15 protein-coding genes are annotated in these 16,901 nt (G+C 58.8%); 5 read left to right on the top strand and 10 right to left on the bottom strand.

Annotated features, from left to right (window positions below; translation table 11 throughout):
- Positions 1 to 44: 44 nt before the first annotated feature.
- On the bottom strand, positions 45 to 194 hold the full coding sequence (locus FMA36_RS06400) for a hypothetical protein (RefSeq protein ID WP_159261650.1): 150 nt from the start codon (positions 192 to 194) through the stop codon (positions 45 to 47).
- On the opposite strand from FMA36_RS06400, the gene FMA36_RS06395 reads away from it, so the two are divergent.
- On the top strand, positions 193 to 660 hold the full coding sequence (locus FMA36_RS06395; protein ID WP_159261648.1) for a hypothetical protein: 468 nt from the start codon (positions 193 to 195) through the stop codon (positions 658 to 660). The two genes, FMA36_RS06400 and FMA36_RS06395, sit on opposite strands and share 2 nt — an antisense overlap.
- Here the strand turns inward: FMA36_RS06395 and FMA36_RS19690 are convergent.
- The 5 genes from FMA36_RS19690 to FMA36_RS06370 all read right to left on the bottom strand — a co-directional run bounded on the left by FMA36_RS19690 (position 647) and on the right by FMA36_RS06370 (position 5,994).
- Positions 647 to 772 (bottom strand): hypothetical protein, encoded by a 126-nt coding sequence (locus FMA36_RS19690; protein WP_276612605.1) that lies wholly within the window; start codon positions 770 to 772, stop codon positions 647 to 649. The genes FMA36_RS06395 and FMA36_RS19690 overlap by 14 nt on opposite strands.
- Before the next feature lie 219 nt (positions 773 to 991).
- Positions 992 to 1,723, bottom strand: a complete 732-nt coding sequence (locus tag FMA36_RS06385) for a pirin family protein (RefSeq protein ID WP_159261646.1) — start codon at positions 1,721 to 1,723, stop codon at positions 992 to 994.
- Positions 1,724 to 1,732: 9 nt separating this feature from the next.
- Positions 1,733 to 3,259, bottom strand: a complete 1,527-nt coding sequence (locus FMA36_RS06380; RefSeq protein WP_159261644.1) for an efflux transporter outer membrane subunit — start codon at positions 3,257 to 3,259, stop codon at positions 1,733 to 1,735.
- A 4-nt stretch (positions 3,260 to 3,263) separates the two neighbouring features.
- Complete coding sequence (locus FMA36_RS06375) at positions 3,264 to 4,340, bottom strand: HlyD family secretion protein (protein WP_159261642.1); 1,077 nt, start codon at positions 4,338 to 4,340, stop codon at positions 3,264 to 3,266.
- A gap of 16 nt (positions 4,341 to 4,356) precedes the next feature.
- Entirely contained in the window at positions 4,357 to 5,994 is a 1,638-nt protein-coding gene (locus tag FMA36_RS06370) for an MFS transporter (RefSeq protein ID WP_159261640.1), read from the bottom strand.
- Between the two features lie 284 nt (positions 5,995 to 6,278).
- Here FMA36_RS06370 and FMA36_RS06365 point away from each other — a divergent pair, with 284 nt between their 5' ends.
- The gene (locus FMA36_RS06365; protein ID WP_159261638.1) at positions 6,279 to 7,472 is read left to right on the top strand and encodes a DUF3500 domain-containing protein; all 1,194 of its coding nucleotides are present in this window, start codon (positions 6,279 to 6,281) and stop codon (positions 7,470 to 7,472) included.
- Complete coding sequence (locus FMA36_RS06360) at positions 7,469 to 8,020, top strand: hypothetical protein (RefSeq protein ID WP_159261636.1); 552 nt, start codon at positions 7,469 to 7,471, stop codon at positions 8,018 to 8,020. Before FMA36_RS06365 ends, FMA36_RS06360 begins: the two co-directional genes overlap by 4 nt.
- Before the next feature lie 42 nt (positions 8,021 to 8,062).
- Here FMA36_RS06360 and FMA36_RS06355 read toward each other — a convergent pair whose 3' ends face one another.
- From FMA36_RS06355 to FMA36_RS06345, 3 genes are all read right to left on the bottom strand, one after another.
- On the bottom strand, positions 8,063 to 8,719 hold the full coding sequence (locus FMA36_RS06355) for an IS1595 family transposase (protein WP_159261634.1): 657 nt from the start codon (positions 8,717 to 8,719) through the stop codon (positions 8,063 to 8,065).
- An 87-nt stretch (positions 8,720 to 8,806) separates the two neighbouring features.
- Complete coding sequence (locus FMA36_RS06350) at positions 8,807 to 10,081, bottom strand: NAD(P)/FAD-dependent oxidoreductase (RefSeq protein ID WP_159261632.1); 1,275 nt, start codon at positions 10,079 to 10,081, stop codon at positions 8,807 to 8,809.
- A gap of 37 nt (positions 10,082 to 10,118) precedes the next feature.
- Positions 10,119 to 10,898: an N-formylglutamate amidohydrolase gene (locus tag FMA36_RS06345; RefSeq protein ID WP_159261630.1), complete on the bottom strand. Its 780-nt coding sequence runs from the start codon at positions 10,896 to 10,898 to the stop codon at positions 10,119 to 10,121.
- 695 nt (positions 10,899 to 11,593) lie between these two features.
- On the opposite strand from FMA36_RS06345, the gene FMA36_RS06340 reads away from it, so the two are divergent.
- Positions 11,594 to 12,847: an MFS transporter gene (locus tag FMA36_RS06340; protein ID WP_159261628.1), complete on the top strand. Its 1,254-nt coding sequence runs from the start codon at positions 11,594 to 11,596 to the stop codon at positions 12,845 to 12,847.
- Between the two features lie 17 nt (positions 12,848 to 12,864).
- Here FMA36_RS06340 and FMA36_RS06335 read toward each other — a convergent pair whose 3' ends face one another.
- Positions 12,865 to 13,962, bottom strand: coding sequence for a LacI family DNA-binding transcriptional regulator (locus tag FMA36_RS06335; protein ID WP_159261626.1), 1,098 nt, complete (start codon positions 13,960 to 13,962; stop codon positions 12,865 to 12,867).
- 584 nt (positions 13,963 to 14,546) lie between these two features.
- Here FMA36_RS06335 and FMA36_RS06330 point away from each other — a divergent pair.
- Positions 14,547 to 16,895, top strand: coding sequence for a TonB-dependent receptor plug domain-containing protein (locus tag FMA36_RS06330; RefSeq protein WP_159261624.1), 2,349 nt, complete (start codon positions 14,547 to 14,549; stop codon positions 16,893 to 16,895).
- Positions 16,896 to 16,901 lie beyond the last annotated feature (6 nt).

Raw genomic sequence — 16,901 nt, 5'->3', positions numbered from 1 at the left:
GCCACAAACTGGGCGAAGCATGGCAGACCTCCGCCATCATCGTGTCAGAACGCCGTCTGGCGCAGGAGTCTGGCTCCGGCGTGCCCGACCTGCCGGGTGATAGCGCGGTCCTGCTCGACATGCAGCCACACGCACCCGCGTATGACCAGATCAGCGGGGTAGAAATTGCCTCCCGGCTCTACAGGAGGCATCATGTACGCGTGGTTTACCGACCCTGGCACCCTGATGCCGGGCGTCTCCGGCGCGACGCTGTTCAACGGGCACAACCAGGTCATCGGAATTGCCAAGGGTACGGGAGGTGGCACCAACCTGCACAGCCATGCCTTTGCAACACAGATCTCCGCCTGTGATATCCGCAAGGTATTTGAGCGGCAGGATACGGACGAGAATACCATACAGTCCGTAACCTTCTTTCATCGTTCCATAGCCGCTTTCATGCCGGTGGAAGGCCATGGCGTGCAGGAAATCCTGCAGCTGAGGCCAGCCTTTGCCCAGCCGCAAAACCGGGTCCATGTTCATGTTTTCGGATATCCTGAGCAATTGTGCATCGCCTATCACAGGCAGATCCATACCAGCCGATCCCGGCCCCCTGCAGGAGATGGTGCAGATCATGGGCATCTTCATTGCGGGCAATGCTCGCGCCGGGTTACTGGAGCCTGATGCTGGCCATGATCCTTGGCGTGCCGATGGGCACCGTGGTGGCGCAACTCACCTCATGGCGCATGGCGTTCTGGCTGATCTGCGCGGTGGGGGTCGTGGCGTGGAGTGCCATGTGGTTCTGCATTCCGCGTGACAGGGATGGCGTGGTGACACGCTACCGGTTGACCAGAACGACCGGCTCTTATTACCTGGATGCAAACGCCTGCGAGACAGCCGCCAGAACCGTGCCCTGCCAACCAGCCCCCACCTTAAAACCAATTATCATGAAGCGGATGTGGACTTCCATTACACAATGGCCCGCACGCCGTGAACGCCAGTCAGGTAACGGGCCTCAGGCCGCGACATCCGCGAGCAGCACCACGGCGGCTTCATCGGCCATGACCGTGATGTCGGACAGTCCGCTGATAGCCGCCGCATCACCTGCCGACAGCCCCTGCGTGCCGATCCGCACGGAACCTGATATTACGAGCAGGTAGAGCACACGCCCCGGCGCGGTACCGTAAGCCGCCCCCTCACCCCCCGGCAGGGCCGCATGCAGCAGCCGCGCACGCGCGGCGAGGGTGACGGGCGCGCCATCTTCCACGCTTTCGCCTTCCTCGGGGTCATCTTCGGGGAAACCAGAGGCAAGGATACGAAAGCCGCCATCTTCGCGTTCCGGCAGGGCCGGGCGCATCTCCTGCACAGGGGTCATGCCCTGCGTGTCAGCGAGAAACCAGAACTGGATGAAGCTAGCCCCCTGGCCGCCCGCGCGCCATGCCAGTTGTGCACAACCGCTGCCGGTGCTGGCCAGGTGCAACCCGCCCGTGCCGAGTGTATCGGGCGCAAAGCCGTCCATAGCTGTCGCCAGTGTGCCCTTGGCCACCCATGTCATGATATCCACCGCCGCTTCCGGGCCGATGCGATAGGTCTCGCCCGCAGGCAGCGTGCAGGCATTGACCGCGCGCAGGCGGCCCTCATGCCCATGCGCCGGATCGGCATAATCGGCAAAGGCGAAATGGCAGCGCAGCACCTGCCCGCCATCATGGGCCGTGCCAAGGCTGGCTGCATGCCGGATCGTGATCATGAGCGCTCCTTACGCATGTTTGCGGGTTTTCTTCTGTTTTTCAGGGTAGAGGCTCTCCCACCCGCCGCCAACCGCACGGTAGAGATTGGTCACCGACAGCGCCACATGAGCGGTGGCATCCGCCTCAGCACTCTGTGAGGACAGGAGCGCGTTCTGCAATGTCAGCACATTGAGGAAGTCGGATGATCCCTGCACGTACTGCGCCTTGGCAGTGTCCACCGCAATCTCGTTCTCATGCACGGCTTCAGTCAGTTCATCGCGGCGGCGCTGCGCTGCGGTGAAGTCGGCCATGGCATCATCAATCTCCTGCCACGCCTTGAGCACGGTGCGCTGGAACATGGTGGCCGCCTCCTTCTGCTGGGCGCGGCGCAGGTGCAATTGCCCGGTCAGGCGGCCACCCTCAAAGATAGGCAGTGTTGCGGTGGGGCCAAAACCATACTGCCGCGAGGCCCATGACCCCAGCCCGCTGAACTGCAGCGCCTGCACGTCGAGGCTGCCCGAAAGCGTGACGCGGGGGAAGAAATCGGCAATCGCCACCCCGATGCTGGCCGTTGCCGCATGCAGCCGGTCGGCGGCCATGCGGATATCGGGCCTGCGCTCGGCAAGCTGGGAGGGCAGGCCCACGGGAATGGTGGACGGCACGACGGGAATGATGCCCGGCGGCCCGAGTTCGGCATCAAGCGCGCCGGGTTCACGCGCCACGAGAAAGCTCAGCGCATTGAGCCGGTGCGTGACCTGCGCCCTGAGCGGGGCGAGACGGGATGTGAAGGTATGGAGTTGCCCGGTGGCCTCCGCCACGTCCAGCCGGGTCGCAGCGCCTTGCTCAAAGCGCAGGGTGGTCAGCCGCACACTATTTTCGGCCACTGCGATGTTGTGTTCCAGAATGCCAAGCTGCACCTGTGTAGCGCGCAGGTCGATATAGTCCTGCGCGGTCTCGGCCATGAGCGATACAAGCGTGTCGCGCCGCATTTCCTCGGTAGCGTGCATGGCGGCGGTGGCGGCTTCCACCTGCCGGCGCACATGCCCCCACAGGTCAACCTCCCACGAGGCGTTCATGCCATATTGCGGCAGGTTGAAAGATGGGTTGCCCACACTACCCGGCAGCGCCGTGGGGCCAAAACCCTGCGTGCCCGAGGCCACCGAGCCCGTGCCCTCGCGCTCCATGGTGCCCAGCAGCCCGAGCACGCCGTTGGTGGAGGCCCGCTCGCGCCCGTAGGAGGCATTGGCTTCGGCATGCGGCAACTGGGCTGCGCTGGCAATGCGCCGCTCGGCAACACTCTGCATCAGCCGCAGGCTGGCCGCCTTGAGGTCAAGGTTGGCGCTGGCCACCTCGTTTTCCAGCCGGGTCAGGATGGGGTCGTTGAACAGCGTCCACCAGTGCGGGTCGGTCGTGGCCATGGTGACCTGACTTTCCGCCGGTGGCTGGGTGGTACGCCACTGCGCGGGCGCCTTGACCTGCGGCTTGTGGTAGTTGGGGCCGACCGTGCAGCCCGCCAGCACCACAACCGAAAATCCCGCTAGAAGAATACGCTTCATGGCCTTACTGCCAGACATAACGGGCATCATTGGCATGCGGGCCTTCAGGCGCGGAAGATGTATCGATATTCGCCTCGACCGACATGCCAACGCGTACCTTGTCGGCCAAGGGCTGGTCAGGGTCGAATGTCAGCTTGACCGGAATGCGCTGCACCACCTTGGTGAAGTTGCCGGTCGCGTTATCGGGCTGGATGGGCGCAAACGCCACGCCGGTAGCGGGGGCCAATGAGTCAACATGCGCCTTGAGCGGGTGACCGGGAAAGGTATCAACCCAGATGGTCGCGCGCTGTCCGGTCTGCACCTTTGTCAGCTGCGTTTCCTGAAAATTGGCCAGCACATAGGCCGCGTGTACGGGTACTACAGCCAATATGCCCGTGCCCGGATGTACGTAATTACCCACACGCACGCCACGTTCACCCACCACGCCATCCATCGGTGCGGGAATGGTGCAGTAGGACAGGTTGAGTTCGGCCTGCTTCTCGTCACCCTGCGTGCGCACCAGCACGCCGCGCGCACGTTCAAGCTGGCCCTGCAGCACCGCTACCTGGCGCGTGGCGGCATCCACCCCGGCCTGGTCGCGGGCGATGGCGGCCTCGGCTTCCTTCTCCTGCGCCTCGGAATGCTGTTTCTGCTCGATCGTGCCCGCCCCGCCGGAGGACAGGTTGCGGTACCGCGTGGCATTCTGGCGCGCGAACATCAGGTCCGCCTGATCGGCCAGCACGGCGGCGTGCGCCTGTGCGATGACGGAATCCTGACGCGCGATTTCAGCCTCAAGATTGGCAACATCACCCTGCGCCGCCTGCCTGTTGCCGCGTGCCACCTCAAGGGCAGCGCGGTAGTCGTCATCCTCGATATGGGCGAGTTCCTCGCCCGCATGCACCTGCTCGTTATCCTGCGCAATCACCCGGTCGATACGGCCCGAAACCTTGGGGGCCACCGTGGGGAAGTCTGCCGTAACGTAAGCATCGTTGGTGTACTGGTTGATGCCATCACCATTGACCAGACGCGTGCCCCCCCATGCCACAAGGGCCAGCACGGCTGCGGCACAGCCGGCGTAAAGCAGCGGTTTCTTGTAAATCATGATCAGTAATTCCGGATTAACGGGCAGGAGTATCGGGTGAAGGGGCCTGCGGCGGATAGACGCGGTGCGGCAGGATGAGATTCATGACCGCGTAGCCAAGGCAGACCCAGATGAGGATGTAGTAGATATCGTTCAGAGCCAGCACGAGCGCCTGCTCATGCACATAGGTATGAAAGACCTGCAGCGTGTTGCGGGCCACATGGGCGCTATCGGGCGAGGTGGCGGCAAGCTGGCCGTTAATGGGATCGCCCATGCCCTGCAGGGCCAGTTGATGCGTGCCGTGGTGGTCAAGCAGCATGGTGGAATGATACTGCTCGCGCCGCCGGGTCAGTGCGCCGAACAGGGCGAAGGCCACGGCATTGGCCAGCCCCTTGAGCATGTTGACCATGCCCGAAATGAACGGGCCGTCGGCTGGTCCCATGGCCATGGTGGCCAGCATGAGCGTAGGGATGACGGTCATGGGCTGGCCAAAGACCTGCAGGATCTGGATCAGGTAGAAATTGTCGCGCACCCAGTCCACCGTCAGCCATGTGCCCAGCCACGCGGCAGCGGCAAGGCACAGCATGCCGCCTGCCAGCACGAAGCGGCAGTCCACCTTGCGCCTGTTGCAGATGGCCGCAATCAGCGGCAGCATGATCAGTTGCGGCAGTGCCACCACCAGCGAGACCGGGGCCGCCTGAATGGGCCGGTAGCCACGCACGGCCTCAAGATAGGTGGCCGGAATGTTGCCCATGATGGAGCAGATGGCCAGAATGCCCACCAGCGACAGCAGCGAGGCCTGAATGTTGCGCGAACGCCAGTACTGGATCCTGAAATACGGGCTGGGGTGATAGGCCTCGTTGATGACGAACACGATGAACGCCGCCCCACCCCAGAAGGCAAGATCGGTAATGACGGGCGAACGGAACCAGTCCAGCCGGTCGCCCTGATACAGCACGATGACCAGCGCGCAGATGGCTGGCAGCCCCACAAGGATGCCAAGCCAGTTGAATTTCTCGAACCGCTCGAAATGCATCGGGTCGCGCGGCAGGCCATAGGCCATCATGGCGATGGCCAGGGCGGCGGTGGGAATGATCTCCCAGTACAGCCAGTGCCAGCCGACATGCTCAAACCAGAAGGCCTCGAGCGGCAGGCCCAGATTGGGGCCGAATGTGGCGCTCATGGCGTACCCCCCGATGCCGAACACGCGGATCTGGGGCGGGAGGTATTTGAGCATGACGGTCATGAGCACCGGCGGCAGGCATCCCCCCGCCAGCCCCTGGAAGGCCCGCAGGATGCACAGCGATGTCACATCAGGCATGAAGGGTGCAGGGATGGAAAACAGGGCGAGTGCCGCCGTCATGAAAATGGAAAAGCGGTAGATCGAGAACGTCATGTAAAACCACGGCGTGAAGGCCATGGCAGCGATGTTGAATGCCTCGTAGATGGCAATGACCCACGTGCCCTCATCGTGGCCGATATGCATCGCACCCCGGATGTCGGACAGGCCGATCTCGGTCACATGTTCGTTAAAGCCCGCCACATGCACGGCCAGCAGCATGCCAAGACAGCCAATGACCGTACGCAGGCCAAAAGGCGGAATATAGGAAGGCCGTGGCGGCGCGGCATGGATAACCGGCCCACCCGCCGCCTGTGCAGGAGCGACAGTGTTCATGCGGCCACATGATCCTCAGACGCAGGCGGCGGGCAACCCCCATTTCCCGCAGTCGATGACTTCGATTTGCGGAAGGGACATGCCCGGTGGTTTTCACACAGGCCCCTGTGCATGCCGTTGCGCATGCCCGCCGGATTCAGCGGCACGTTTCAGCCCCGGCCCCGTGCGCCTGGGGCTTTCTGAAGCTTTTTTGAAAAAAGCTTCACCAAAAACTTTCTTATGATGACAGGATGTTTGCCGGACTGGCCATTCAGGCAGCCCTTCAGGGACGAAGTGATGACGGAATGAAGCACGGACTGTGGATACTCGGCTGCCTGTTCCTGGCCACTCTTCCCGCCTTTGCCCATGGTGCACCGTCCCCTTCGTCCGCCCTGGCAACAGCAGGGGACGCACCCACCAGCCAGACGCGTGCGGCCGTGATCGCCGCCCGCTCCTTTCTCGCCCGCTTCAATGTCCACGACCGCGCTGCAATCCAGTTTCCCTTTGTCGCACAGAAATCCGGCACGCTCGCCCGCTTCCGCAGGAGTGCGCCGGACCAGCCCGCATTGCCCGTGACCGATGCCCAGGCCACCGCACCGATGGAACGCGGGCCGGGCATGGGGCCACCGGGGGGCTTTGTGGGCGAGCGCTACGGCACGGCGGTGTGGTCCAACTATCCCGTCAGTGACGTGCCGCGCCCCGGTTTGCAGATGGGACGGCTGACACCCGCGCAGCATACCGCCGCCCTGCACCTGCTCCAGGCCCTGCTGAGCGCACAGGGCTACCAGAAGGTGCGCGACATCATGGGTTCCGACCAGGCCCTTGCCGATAGTGGCACGCCGTTCGCCTCGGGCGAGGCGGTCTATACCCTTGCGATTTTTGGCGAACCTTCCGCAACAGCGCCATGGATGGTGCAGTTCGGTGGTCATCACCTGGGCCTGAATATCGTGATTGACGGCCCGCACGGCGTGATGACCCCGACCCTGACGGGCGCGCAACCCGCCCTGTACCAGCGTGATGGAAAAACCGTGCGCGTACTGGCAGGCGAAAATGACAAGGCGTTTGCCCTGCTGGATTTGCTCGATACCGCGCAACGCGGTCAGGCCATCCTACCCTATGCGGTCAAGGACCTTGTGCAGGGACCAGGCCATGACGGTGAAACCCTCGTGCCCGAAGGCATCAGGGGAGACGCGCTGACCGCGGCGCAGAAACAGGCGTTGATCGACATCATTACCGAATGGGCCGGGATCATCAATGATGCCTATGCCGCCCCACGCATGGAAGAAATCCGCGCGGGGCTGGATCAGACCTGGTTTGCCTGGAGTGGCCCTACCACCCATGCGCCTGGGCGTAACGGGTCTTCCTATTACCGCATCCAGGGGCCGCGCCTGCTGATCGAGTTTTCGCCCCAGGGGGTTGGCGATGACCCGACGCTGCATGTCCATACGGTCTACCGGGATCCGACCGATCGCTATGGCAGCCGGTTTACCCTTCCATGAACAGGGCATGGCACGCGCTTTTCATGGTCATCGTGCTGCTGGCCCTGACCGCATCGGCCTCGGCGCACCAGCTTGATGAATATCTGCAGGCAACCACCCTCAACCTCGCACGCGACCATGTTTCATTGCGCCTGCGTCTTACCCCCGGCGTGGATGTGGCCTCCGGCATCATCCGCCAGATGGATCGGAATGGTGATGGCAGCCTGTCTGCCGCCGAGCAGCAGTCTTATGCAGCCCACATCATACGTACCCTGTCGCTTTCCCTCAACGGACGGCGCGGCCGCCTGCTTGTGGACGCGATGACCTTTCCTTCCCTCTCCGAAATACGGGCGGGTACCGGAATCATTGACCTTCAGTTGAAATTACGGCGCGATCCGTGCATGGGCAACAACCGTCTGCTCTATCATAACCGGGGCGCTGACCCCGAAACGGCCTGGCTTGTGAACTGCCTGATGCCGCAGGATCCGGCGATCCATATCATCAGGCAGCAGCGCTCGGCTGACCAGTCATCCTATGTACTGGATTTTTCCGTCGGTCCGCCTTCATAAAAGGGTTTGGGGCTGGCATAGGTAAGCATTGTTTGCGACAGTTCACGCGGGCAGTTTAGCCCATTGAGTGAGGATTTTCAGGAGTTTTGCAAGCGAGCGGATGTTGAAGCGCCATTCGCACTCGGCCAGGAAGAGATGGAAGTCTTTACGTGGTATTCCATTGTATCGCCGCAGATGCCGCTTCGCCTGGCTCCAGAAATTCTCGATGCCGTTGATATGGTTTCTACCCAGGGCAAGATGCCTGCTGTGATCAATGCGTTCGTGATGGAATTCCGAGACATCCAGCTTGTCGTAAGCATGCCAGGAATCACTGTAAACGATTGAATCCGGCTGCACTTTCTTTCGAATGATCGACATCAGCGTCTGATGGCCGGCGTTGGGGATCATGACGGCATGGACACGGCCGTGCCGTTTCAGCAGACCAAAGACGGCCACTTTTCCGGCAGCGCCCCGGCCTCGTTTTCCTTTGCGATGCCCACCGAAATAGCTCTCATCGACTTCGATTTTCCCCGAGACCGGCACCTCATGAGCAATCTGTTCTGCGATGATCTCTCGTAATTTCCGGTAATACAGGGTCGCTGTATTACGATTGACGCCTACAGGCTCGGCGGCGCTCCGGGTGGGCGTGCCCGCAACGAAGTGCTCCAGAAGGCGTTTTTGGATGCTGACAGGCAGCTGACTACGATGACGTGCTTTCATGCGACATATCAAGCCTTTATTGGCTTAACCTATGCCAGCCCCTAAATGATTTAGTTCAAAGTAACCTCTCTACCCGCGCTGCCTTTATCACCGTGAGGAAAGCGAACGGAGGCGGTTATACGGCCCCCGGAAAACCCGCGCCAGCACGCCTATGGTACGGGCCATGTGCTGGTCCCGCAGTTCAACCGTTTCAACCGGCAGATCCCGCGCCGCTGTACCGGTACCGGCAAGGGCTAGGATTTCACCAAAAGCCACCGACGCAGGCACCCCGCGCCCGGAATATCCGGCAAGGGCGAAAAGATTTTCCGCAGGGTTATAAACATGCGGCTGCATGTCATGGTTCACCGCTTCCTGTCCGGTCCAGAAATGCCGCCAGCGGATGTCCCGCAGTTCAGGAAACACCTCACGCACCCGACTGTTCATCATCTTTATCGTGCGCGGAATATTCACCCCGATCACGTATTCAACCATGCCACCCATGACGAGACGGTTCGCTTTATCAAAGCGGAAATACCGTACTTCGGGTCGATTATCACCCAGGCTCTGATTGCCTGGAAGAATCTTCCGGCGTAATGCCGGGTCAAGGGGTTCGCTGGCCAGGCCATAGGCCTGCAATCCTATAAAGGACTTGCCAAGTGGCGGCATGAACTTACCGGTATAGGCATTTGACGCCACGATCACCCGCCGGGCGGTGACACTGCCCTGCGGGGTGGTAATGCGCCATGAATGACCCTGGCGTTCAATCTTCAGTGCTGGCGTCCGGGCATATATCCGCACCCCCAGCCCCGCCGCGCCCCGCGCCAGCCCGCGTGTCAGGGCAAGAGGATTAAGATGCCCCCCATCGGGATGGATCCATCCGCTGATATAACGATCCGAACCGACAGCTTCCTTTACTTCGCTGGCGCCAAGATACCGGACCGGCACACCGAGCGAGGCATAATATGCTGCCGTCTGCATCAGCCTGCGCGCGCGCAGCGGCGTGTCGGCCACCTGCAGGGCACCTGTGTGGCTTGCCTCGCACTGGATATCAAAGTCGCGAATCATTGAAAATACGGATCGGCCGGACTGGAGCAGTATCTGCGTATACCGTGCGCCACGCTCTTCGCCCAATATCCGTATCGCCCGTTCGCGGTTAAGGTAACGCAGGACTGGAACACAGTGGCCATGATTGCGCCCTGAACCGCCATACCCGATATCATTGGCCTCCAGAAGCAGCGTTTCGGTCCCGGCGCGCATGGCATGGATTGCTGTTGAAAGTCCGGTCAGGCCGCCGCCAATAATGGCAAGGTCCGCCTGTATACTGGCAGTCAGGGAAGGATAATGATCTCCCGGCGGGCTGGTGATCTCATAAAGGCCTTCCATTATTTCCCCTCGGAAATGAGATGAGAGATCGGCGCGGTCATAATGCCGTGCTGGCCAGCAGGTCTGGACTGTTTACTTCCAGTCCCGCCATCGCGGTATGCAGGATATCGCATAACCGTTCCGACCATTGGGCGATCTGGTCGGGGGTTCGCAGCCGGTCATTGAGAATTTCCAGCCCGCAGGTCAGATGGCCCTGGCCCCATGTATGATAGTCGATGGTGAAGCTGCCATCCTCTCCATTATACGGGTAATTGCCACAGGCCTTCAGGCCGAACCGGTTCGTCAGCCTTTCAACGATGATCCGCGACAGGGCATCATTTTCATGCCAGAATGTGCCCGCGTCACCAATACGCTGCATATCGCCCAGCACTCTCGTGCAACTGTGCAGCCCTAGAAAGACAACCCGCGGATGCTGGCGGGTCAGTCTGGCGAGGATCGTACTGATCCGCTCATGATAGGGCCAGAAGAAACGCTCCAGCCGGGCGGCACGGCTGTCGGCGCACAGGGATTCATTGGCCTCGATACGAATTCCATCGCTGATTTCCGGAATGCAGCCCGGTTCCTCAACCCAGCGGTTCGGGTCCACCAGCAGGCGGGAACATGGGGCAAGAATGGTCGCGACCCCGGCCTGCCGCGCAACCTGCCTGGCGACAGGGCCGATGCCGATATCAAAAGCGATGTGTTTTGACAGCACATTGTCAGACAGGCCCAGCCCCGCGTAATCGGGCGGAATGTAATTGGTCGCATGATCCACCACCAGGATACAAGGTTTATCCGATGTTTCATTAAGCACTTCGGGAGGATCTGACAGCCTCATGCTCTTTGCGTTTCCTTATGGAGGTCTATCCGGCAACCGGTCTGGTTCAGGGTTCCATATTACACGGTCAAAACGGTATCTGGAGAAAACAGGCGGTATCTCTGGACAGCGACATATAACCAGGCTTCATGAAGTCAGTCACAACAGGAATATGCACGCAGCATGACTGTTACTACGGACATTTTTCACGAATCAGGCAGACTATGTAACCTGCCTGTCCGATACACCAGAAATCACTGACAATCAATATTACCTCGTGACAAAAATATTCAATTCGTTTTTTGTATGAAACAATATTTCCGTCACATCGAATGCATGGATATCTCCCCGCATTCGTGGCGACAGGCGACACCCTGGCAACAGTGACTGACGTCCGTTGACCGACGCTACGGCAATGGCGGTCGCCTCGTCCCGGATAGGGGATTCACGGGCGAATAGGCTTGACATTCATTATGTGCCCTCATTAAAATTAATTCGTTTCGTAAAAATAATATATAAATACAGTCAAAGTGATCTGACGGAATTTCCAATTCCTGAAAAATTTCCTGGAACCCGTATTATGTCATGAATCCATGATTGTACGGGACCATACCATCATATTCCGCCCCAGGCAGATACTGTCGATAACTGTCCCGACGGATATCGATGCTTTTACAGGGCAATGATCCGGTGACCATTTCCAAGGTGAACGTATCTTGATTATTTTCCGGTCAAAGCAGATTGCCTATGGGGTCATAGGGAATTTCCTTGAGTTTTATAACTTCCTGTCATTCGTGTATTTCGTGCCCATGATCGGCGCCACCATGTTTCCGGCCGATGGCCGCATATCCGGCGTTTTCGGAACCATACTCACATTTGGCATCGGTTTTGTCTTTCGCCCCCTGGGCGCTCTTGTTCTTGGCAATTATGGCCGCCGGAATGGCGTTTCAAAAACGCTCATGATCAGTTTCGCATTAATGTGCTTCGGATCGTTGATGATATGCTGCACGCCATCCTATGCCCGGATCGGCCTTCTGGCCCCATGCCTGATCCTGACCGCACGGATCATTCAGGGCTTTTCCGAGGGTGGTGAAGTCGGCCCGGCCAGCGATTATCTGTTTTCACTGGGCAAAGCGGAAGAGCGTGGTCTTCTTGTCGCCCTTCTGAGCATCACGCAGTCCCTGGCCGAACTCGCCGCAAGCACCGTCGGGCTGATACTGGCGCTGATCATGTCAAAAGAGGTTCTGTTCACATGGGGATGGCGGGTTCCTTTTGCCCTCGGGCTGGTTCTCCTGCCGGTAGGCATCATGCTGCGTCGGGGCAAATTTGGCGATATGCCGCCACAAGACCGTAAACCGGCGCAGCACGATACCCTTTCCCCCATGGACTACGTGCTGCTGTTTCTCGCCATTTCATACGGCTCGGTCGCGGCTTATATCCGTTCGTTCAATGTCACGTACGCGATCTCGATACTCAACCAGCCTTCCGCGCGCATCATGCTTTTCATCACGATATCAACGATCGTGAACATCATTGGCATCTGGTGTGGCGGCATGGCCCTGCGGCGCCTGCGCCCGATCTTGCTCCTGTTCGGCGCGGGTTCGGTCTATATCGGCGCAGCCATCCCGCTTTACATGTGGTGCGCATCCGCCCGTACGCCGCTCAGCCTGTTCCTGCTGTGCTGCATACCCGCATTCGTGGGGGGGCTGATGCAGGCCAGCAATTACCTGATCACCCTGCGTGCCCTGCCAGACCGGGTCCGTGGTCATGTGTTTGGTATCGTGTATTCGCTGGCCGTTACATTCTGCGGTGTCGCCACGCAGCCAGTTGCCATGTGGCTCATCAGCAGCCTCCATGACCCCGTGGCGCCAGCCTACATCCTCATATCCGCCATACCTGTCGGGGTGATGTCGCTGTTCGTGCTCTCACGCAAGGACCGGACCACGGCAATGCCAGAGACGAGAATATGAGGCCCAATGCAGGGCATCTACAATGTGCGTATCGAGGCACGCTCGATCAGGTTACCGGCCAGACGAACATGCTCATGATGAAGGGAGGATGAATCCTCACTCCCCGTGACCCGCCTGATCAGTATGCGCGCCGCCTCCTCCCCGATCCGACTGCATGGATGCGCAAAGGCGGTGACCGGCGGATCGACAAATTGGAGCCAGTCCAGATCGTCAAAACTGATGAACGAAAGATCTTCGGGAATACGCAGGCCATGCGCCCTGATGGACCTGAACGCCCCGACAGTCATCAGGCCATCAGCCGTCAGCAGGGCGGTTGGTGCGTGGGCAAGAACCTTTCCCGTCTCCCTGTTCGCGGCGCTGTCGCTATACTGGCCTGTCCGGCCGATCAGATCCAGACAGACGCCAAGCCCGGCTTCGTGATGCGCATCGAGATAGCCAAACAAACGTTGGTAGCTTGGCGCAAAGGGCTGCCTTGCATCTGATGCGGGCGGACTGGCTGCCATGAGTTTGCGTAGGGTGGCAGGGCGAATTTCGGAAAGTTCGCCAATATAGCCAATCCTGCGATGGCCCGCGGCAATCAGCTTTCGCGTACACTCCCTGGCGGCGCGCCTGTTATCAAGCTGCACCGTATCACTTTCCAGATCAGGCACGCACCGGTCAATCTGCACAATCCGGCCACCAGACGAGACGAACTCACGCAGGTGATCGGCATTTCGGGAATCGGCAGGAGAAATGATAATGCCATCAACACGATGCTGCTGAAAAATAGCCAGGGCTTCGCGCTCTATCCTTACGGATTCATGTGTATCGTAAATCAGGACACAGTATCCATGACCCCGGCAATAGTTCACGACTGATTTTATGATATTGGAATAAAACTCGGTTCCGATATCCGATACGATCATGCCGAATGTCTTGGCAGTACCGGAAATAAGGGACTGTGCCGCCAGGTTTTTCCTGTAATTCAGCGCATGCGCCGCCTTCAGGATCGTCTCCTTGGCTTCCGGCCGCACATAACCGTAATTGCCCAGGGCCCTGCCCGCGGTTGCAACGCTGACATTCGCGGCCCTGGCAACATCCGCAAGGGTTGCATGCCTTGGTTTATTGCCTGACACCGGTTTCTTCCTGCCAATCGTCATGCGGGTTGCCGTCAATGGTTTGGTCCAGATCTACCCCCTGCGCGCTTCCTGTCCATAACAGGAGACCCAGGAATTGATAATTGCTGTTTGCATGTTGGGCAAGCGCCCCAACCTGTTCCAGTGCACGGCACGATCCTGCCGGTTTTGCCTTGCAGGGAGCACAGGCTAGGTACTGGTGCGGCCAGAACGCCATAAGACCACTTGCGTTGGTCAGGGGCGCGAAGGCAGATTCGTCCCGGTCTGCGCACGCAGGCTCACGTTAAAACGCGCGAGGTCAGGCGCTGCACCGCCACCTCGGCGGCACAATGCGGGGGCCCAAAGGCCAACTCCCTGATACCCCTTGCAAAATAACTTTTCTTCATCGTTTCAGGTTCTTTATTTAAGGCGCGACATTCTTCCGATCAGGGGTATTTCCGACGGCACATCAGACATAATAGAAAAATTTTCGGGGCAGGATGTATTTGCAAATTGACTCCATGAGAACGTTATCATAACGATACCGATATATCCTGTTATGGAACCGTTCAACATCAATTGCTGCCGTATGAGGTTATTCTGCCATGCGTGGATTTCTTCTTGCTTCTGTCGCGACAGGAGCCTGCGCGCTTTCCGCTTCCGCCTTCGCGGCCCCCGATGCACCGGCCGAAGAGCAACTCATTGTAACCGGCACCCGCGACCCCCACCAGACCGCGCGAAAAAGCATCAGCCCAGTCACGGTCGTCAGTGCACAGCAGTTGAAATCAACTGGCCAGCCAGACCTGCGCGATGCCTTGGTGCAGCTTGATCCTTCGATCACCCGCCCGGGCGTGACCTCCGGCAATGCCAACATGACCTCGACCATCAGTTTAAGGGGACTGACATCCGATCAGACCCTCATCCTGATCAATGGAAAACGCCGTCATTCAACATCCATCATGACGGATGATACCGGCAGCCCGGAAAACGGCACGACGCCAGTGGATCTGGGCATGTTTCCCACCTCTTCCATTGACCATATTGAAATCCTCCAGGATGGCGCCGCAGCCCTTTACGGATCAGACGCCATAGCCGGCGTGGTGAACATCATCCTCAAGAAAGACACGAAGGGACTTCAACTCCATTCGGTTGATGGCGGCTATTATGCAGGAGACGGATTCACAACGGACAATACAGTCAGTTGGGGCACGAAACTGACGGATCGTGGGTATTTCCATCTCGATGCCGAATACAAACACCAGGACCATACCAATCGCGGCGACATCGATACGCGCGTAGGGAAAAAACTTAACCAGTATTTCGGCAACCCACAGGAAAACAGGGTCTCCCTAGGCTACAATATGGGATACCATATCACAGACCGGGTCGAACTATATTCCTTCGCCAGTTACGCGCACCGGACGGCATGGTCCTTTCAGAACTATCGCACCGGCACGGTTCTGCCCCAGGTATATCCCAACGGCTTCAGCCCCGTCAGTTCGCTTGATGAAGATGATTTCAACGTCGCGGTCGGGTTCAGGGGCGAACTGTTCCATGGCTGGAACTGGGATTTCAGCACCAGCTACGGCGAGGACCATTCACATTTCGACCTGAACAATTCCGTCAATACAATGCTGTATAGCGACACGGGTTATACGCCGACGCATTTCCATGTCATGACGTTTTCAAACCGCCAGTGGACGACCGATTTCGGCGTGCGCAAGGCATTTGACGTGCCGCTTCTGGCGGGTCCGGTCAATTTTTCAATTGGCGCGCAGTACAGAAACGACGCATATAATGTCAATCCGGGCGACGCGGCTTCCTATTACGGGTCTGGCCCGCAGGGGCAGAGCGGTCTGAACCAGCTCAGCTATACGCGTGCCAGCCGTGATGTCACGGCGGGGTATGTTGGTCTTTCAACGCAGCTTCTAAAGAACTGGCAGGTCGATTTTGCCGGACGTTTTGAACATTATACCGATTCCGGAGATACAGAAACCGGAAAAGTTTCAATGCGTTACGACGTGAACAAATATTTCGCGTTACGTGGTGGCATCAGTAACGGGTTCCGGGCCCCGACCTTGGCCGAACAGCATTATACCAGCCTGAGCACCACCCCGACCGGCGCGGATGGCGTGGTGGCGGTCAATTCGGCAACGGCGCGGGCCCTTGGCTCCAAACCGTTACGTCCCGAAAGGAGCATGAATTATAGCGCAGGCTTCATGATCAACCCCATTCGGAACATGAACATTACCGTTGATGCCTACCAGATTACCATTCGCAATAGAATCGTCGAGGGCGGGGTCTATAACGGCCAGAGCGCCATCAATGCATTGAAGGATGGCGGATATCAGGTTGATTCGACCGTCACGCCGGACAGCGTGTCGGTGCAGTATTTTTCCAACGGTGCCGACACCAGAACGCGCGGCGTAAACATATCTGCCGGATACAGGACGGATTTCGGAAAATATGGGCGCGTCAACTGGGATGTCGCGCTGAACCTGAACGAGACCAAAGTACTGAAAGATTACCTGGATTCAAATGGCAATCCATTGCTCAGCGCGCAGGATCTCGGTTACCTAACCACGGCATTCCCCCGCAACAAGCTGATTTTTGGTGCCTCCTGGCATCTGGGGAAATGGGATTTCGCCATTCATGAAATGCGCTGGGGCCACACCATTGACCAGCTTCAGTACGTTACGGGACCAAACGCCTGGTCCAACCAGGTTTTTTACCAGATGTACAGCAAGCCGAAATTCCAGACGAACGTCATCTTGGGCTATCAGGCCACGAAACAGCTACATGTCGCCATTGGCGCGAACAACCTGTTCAACGAATATCCGTCGCGCATCCCACTGAACACCAGTTATGTGGGTGTCATTCCGTATGATTCGAGCGCACAGCAGTTGGGTTTCAATGGTGGATATTACTATGCCAGCCTGGATTATTCCCTATGAGCGGGA

Source organism: Komagataeibacter xylinus, from assembly GCF_009834365.1.
Taxonomy (GTDB): domain Bacteria; phylum Pseudomonadota; class Alphaproteobacteria; order Acetobacterales; family Acetobacteraceae; genus Komagataeibacter; species Komagataeibacter xylinus_D.
This window is presented reverse-complemented; position numbering and strand designations above follow the sequence as displayed.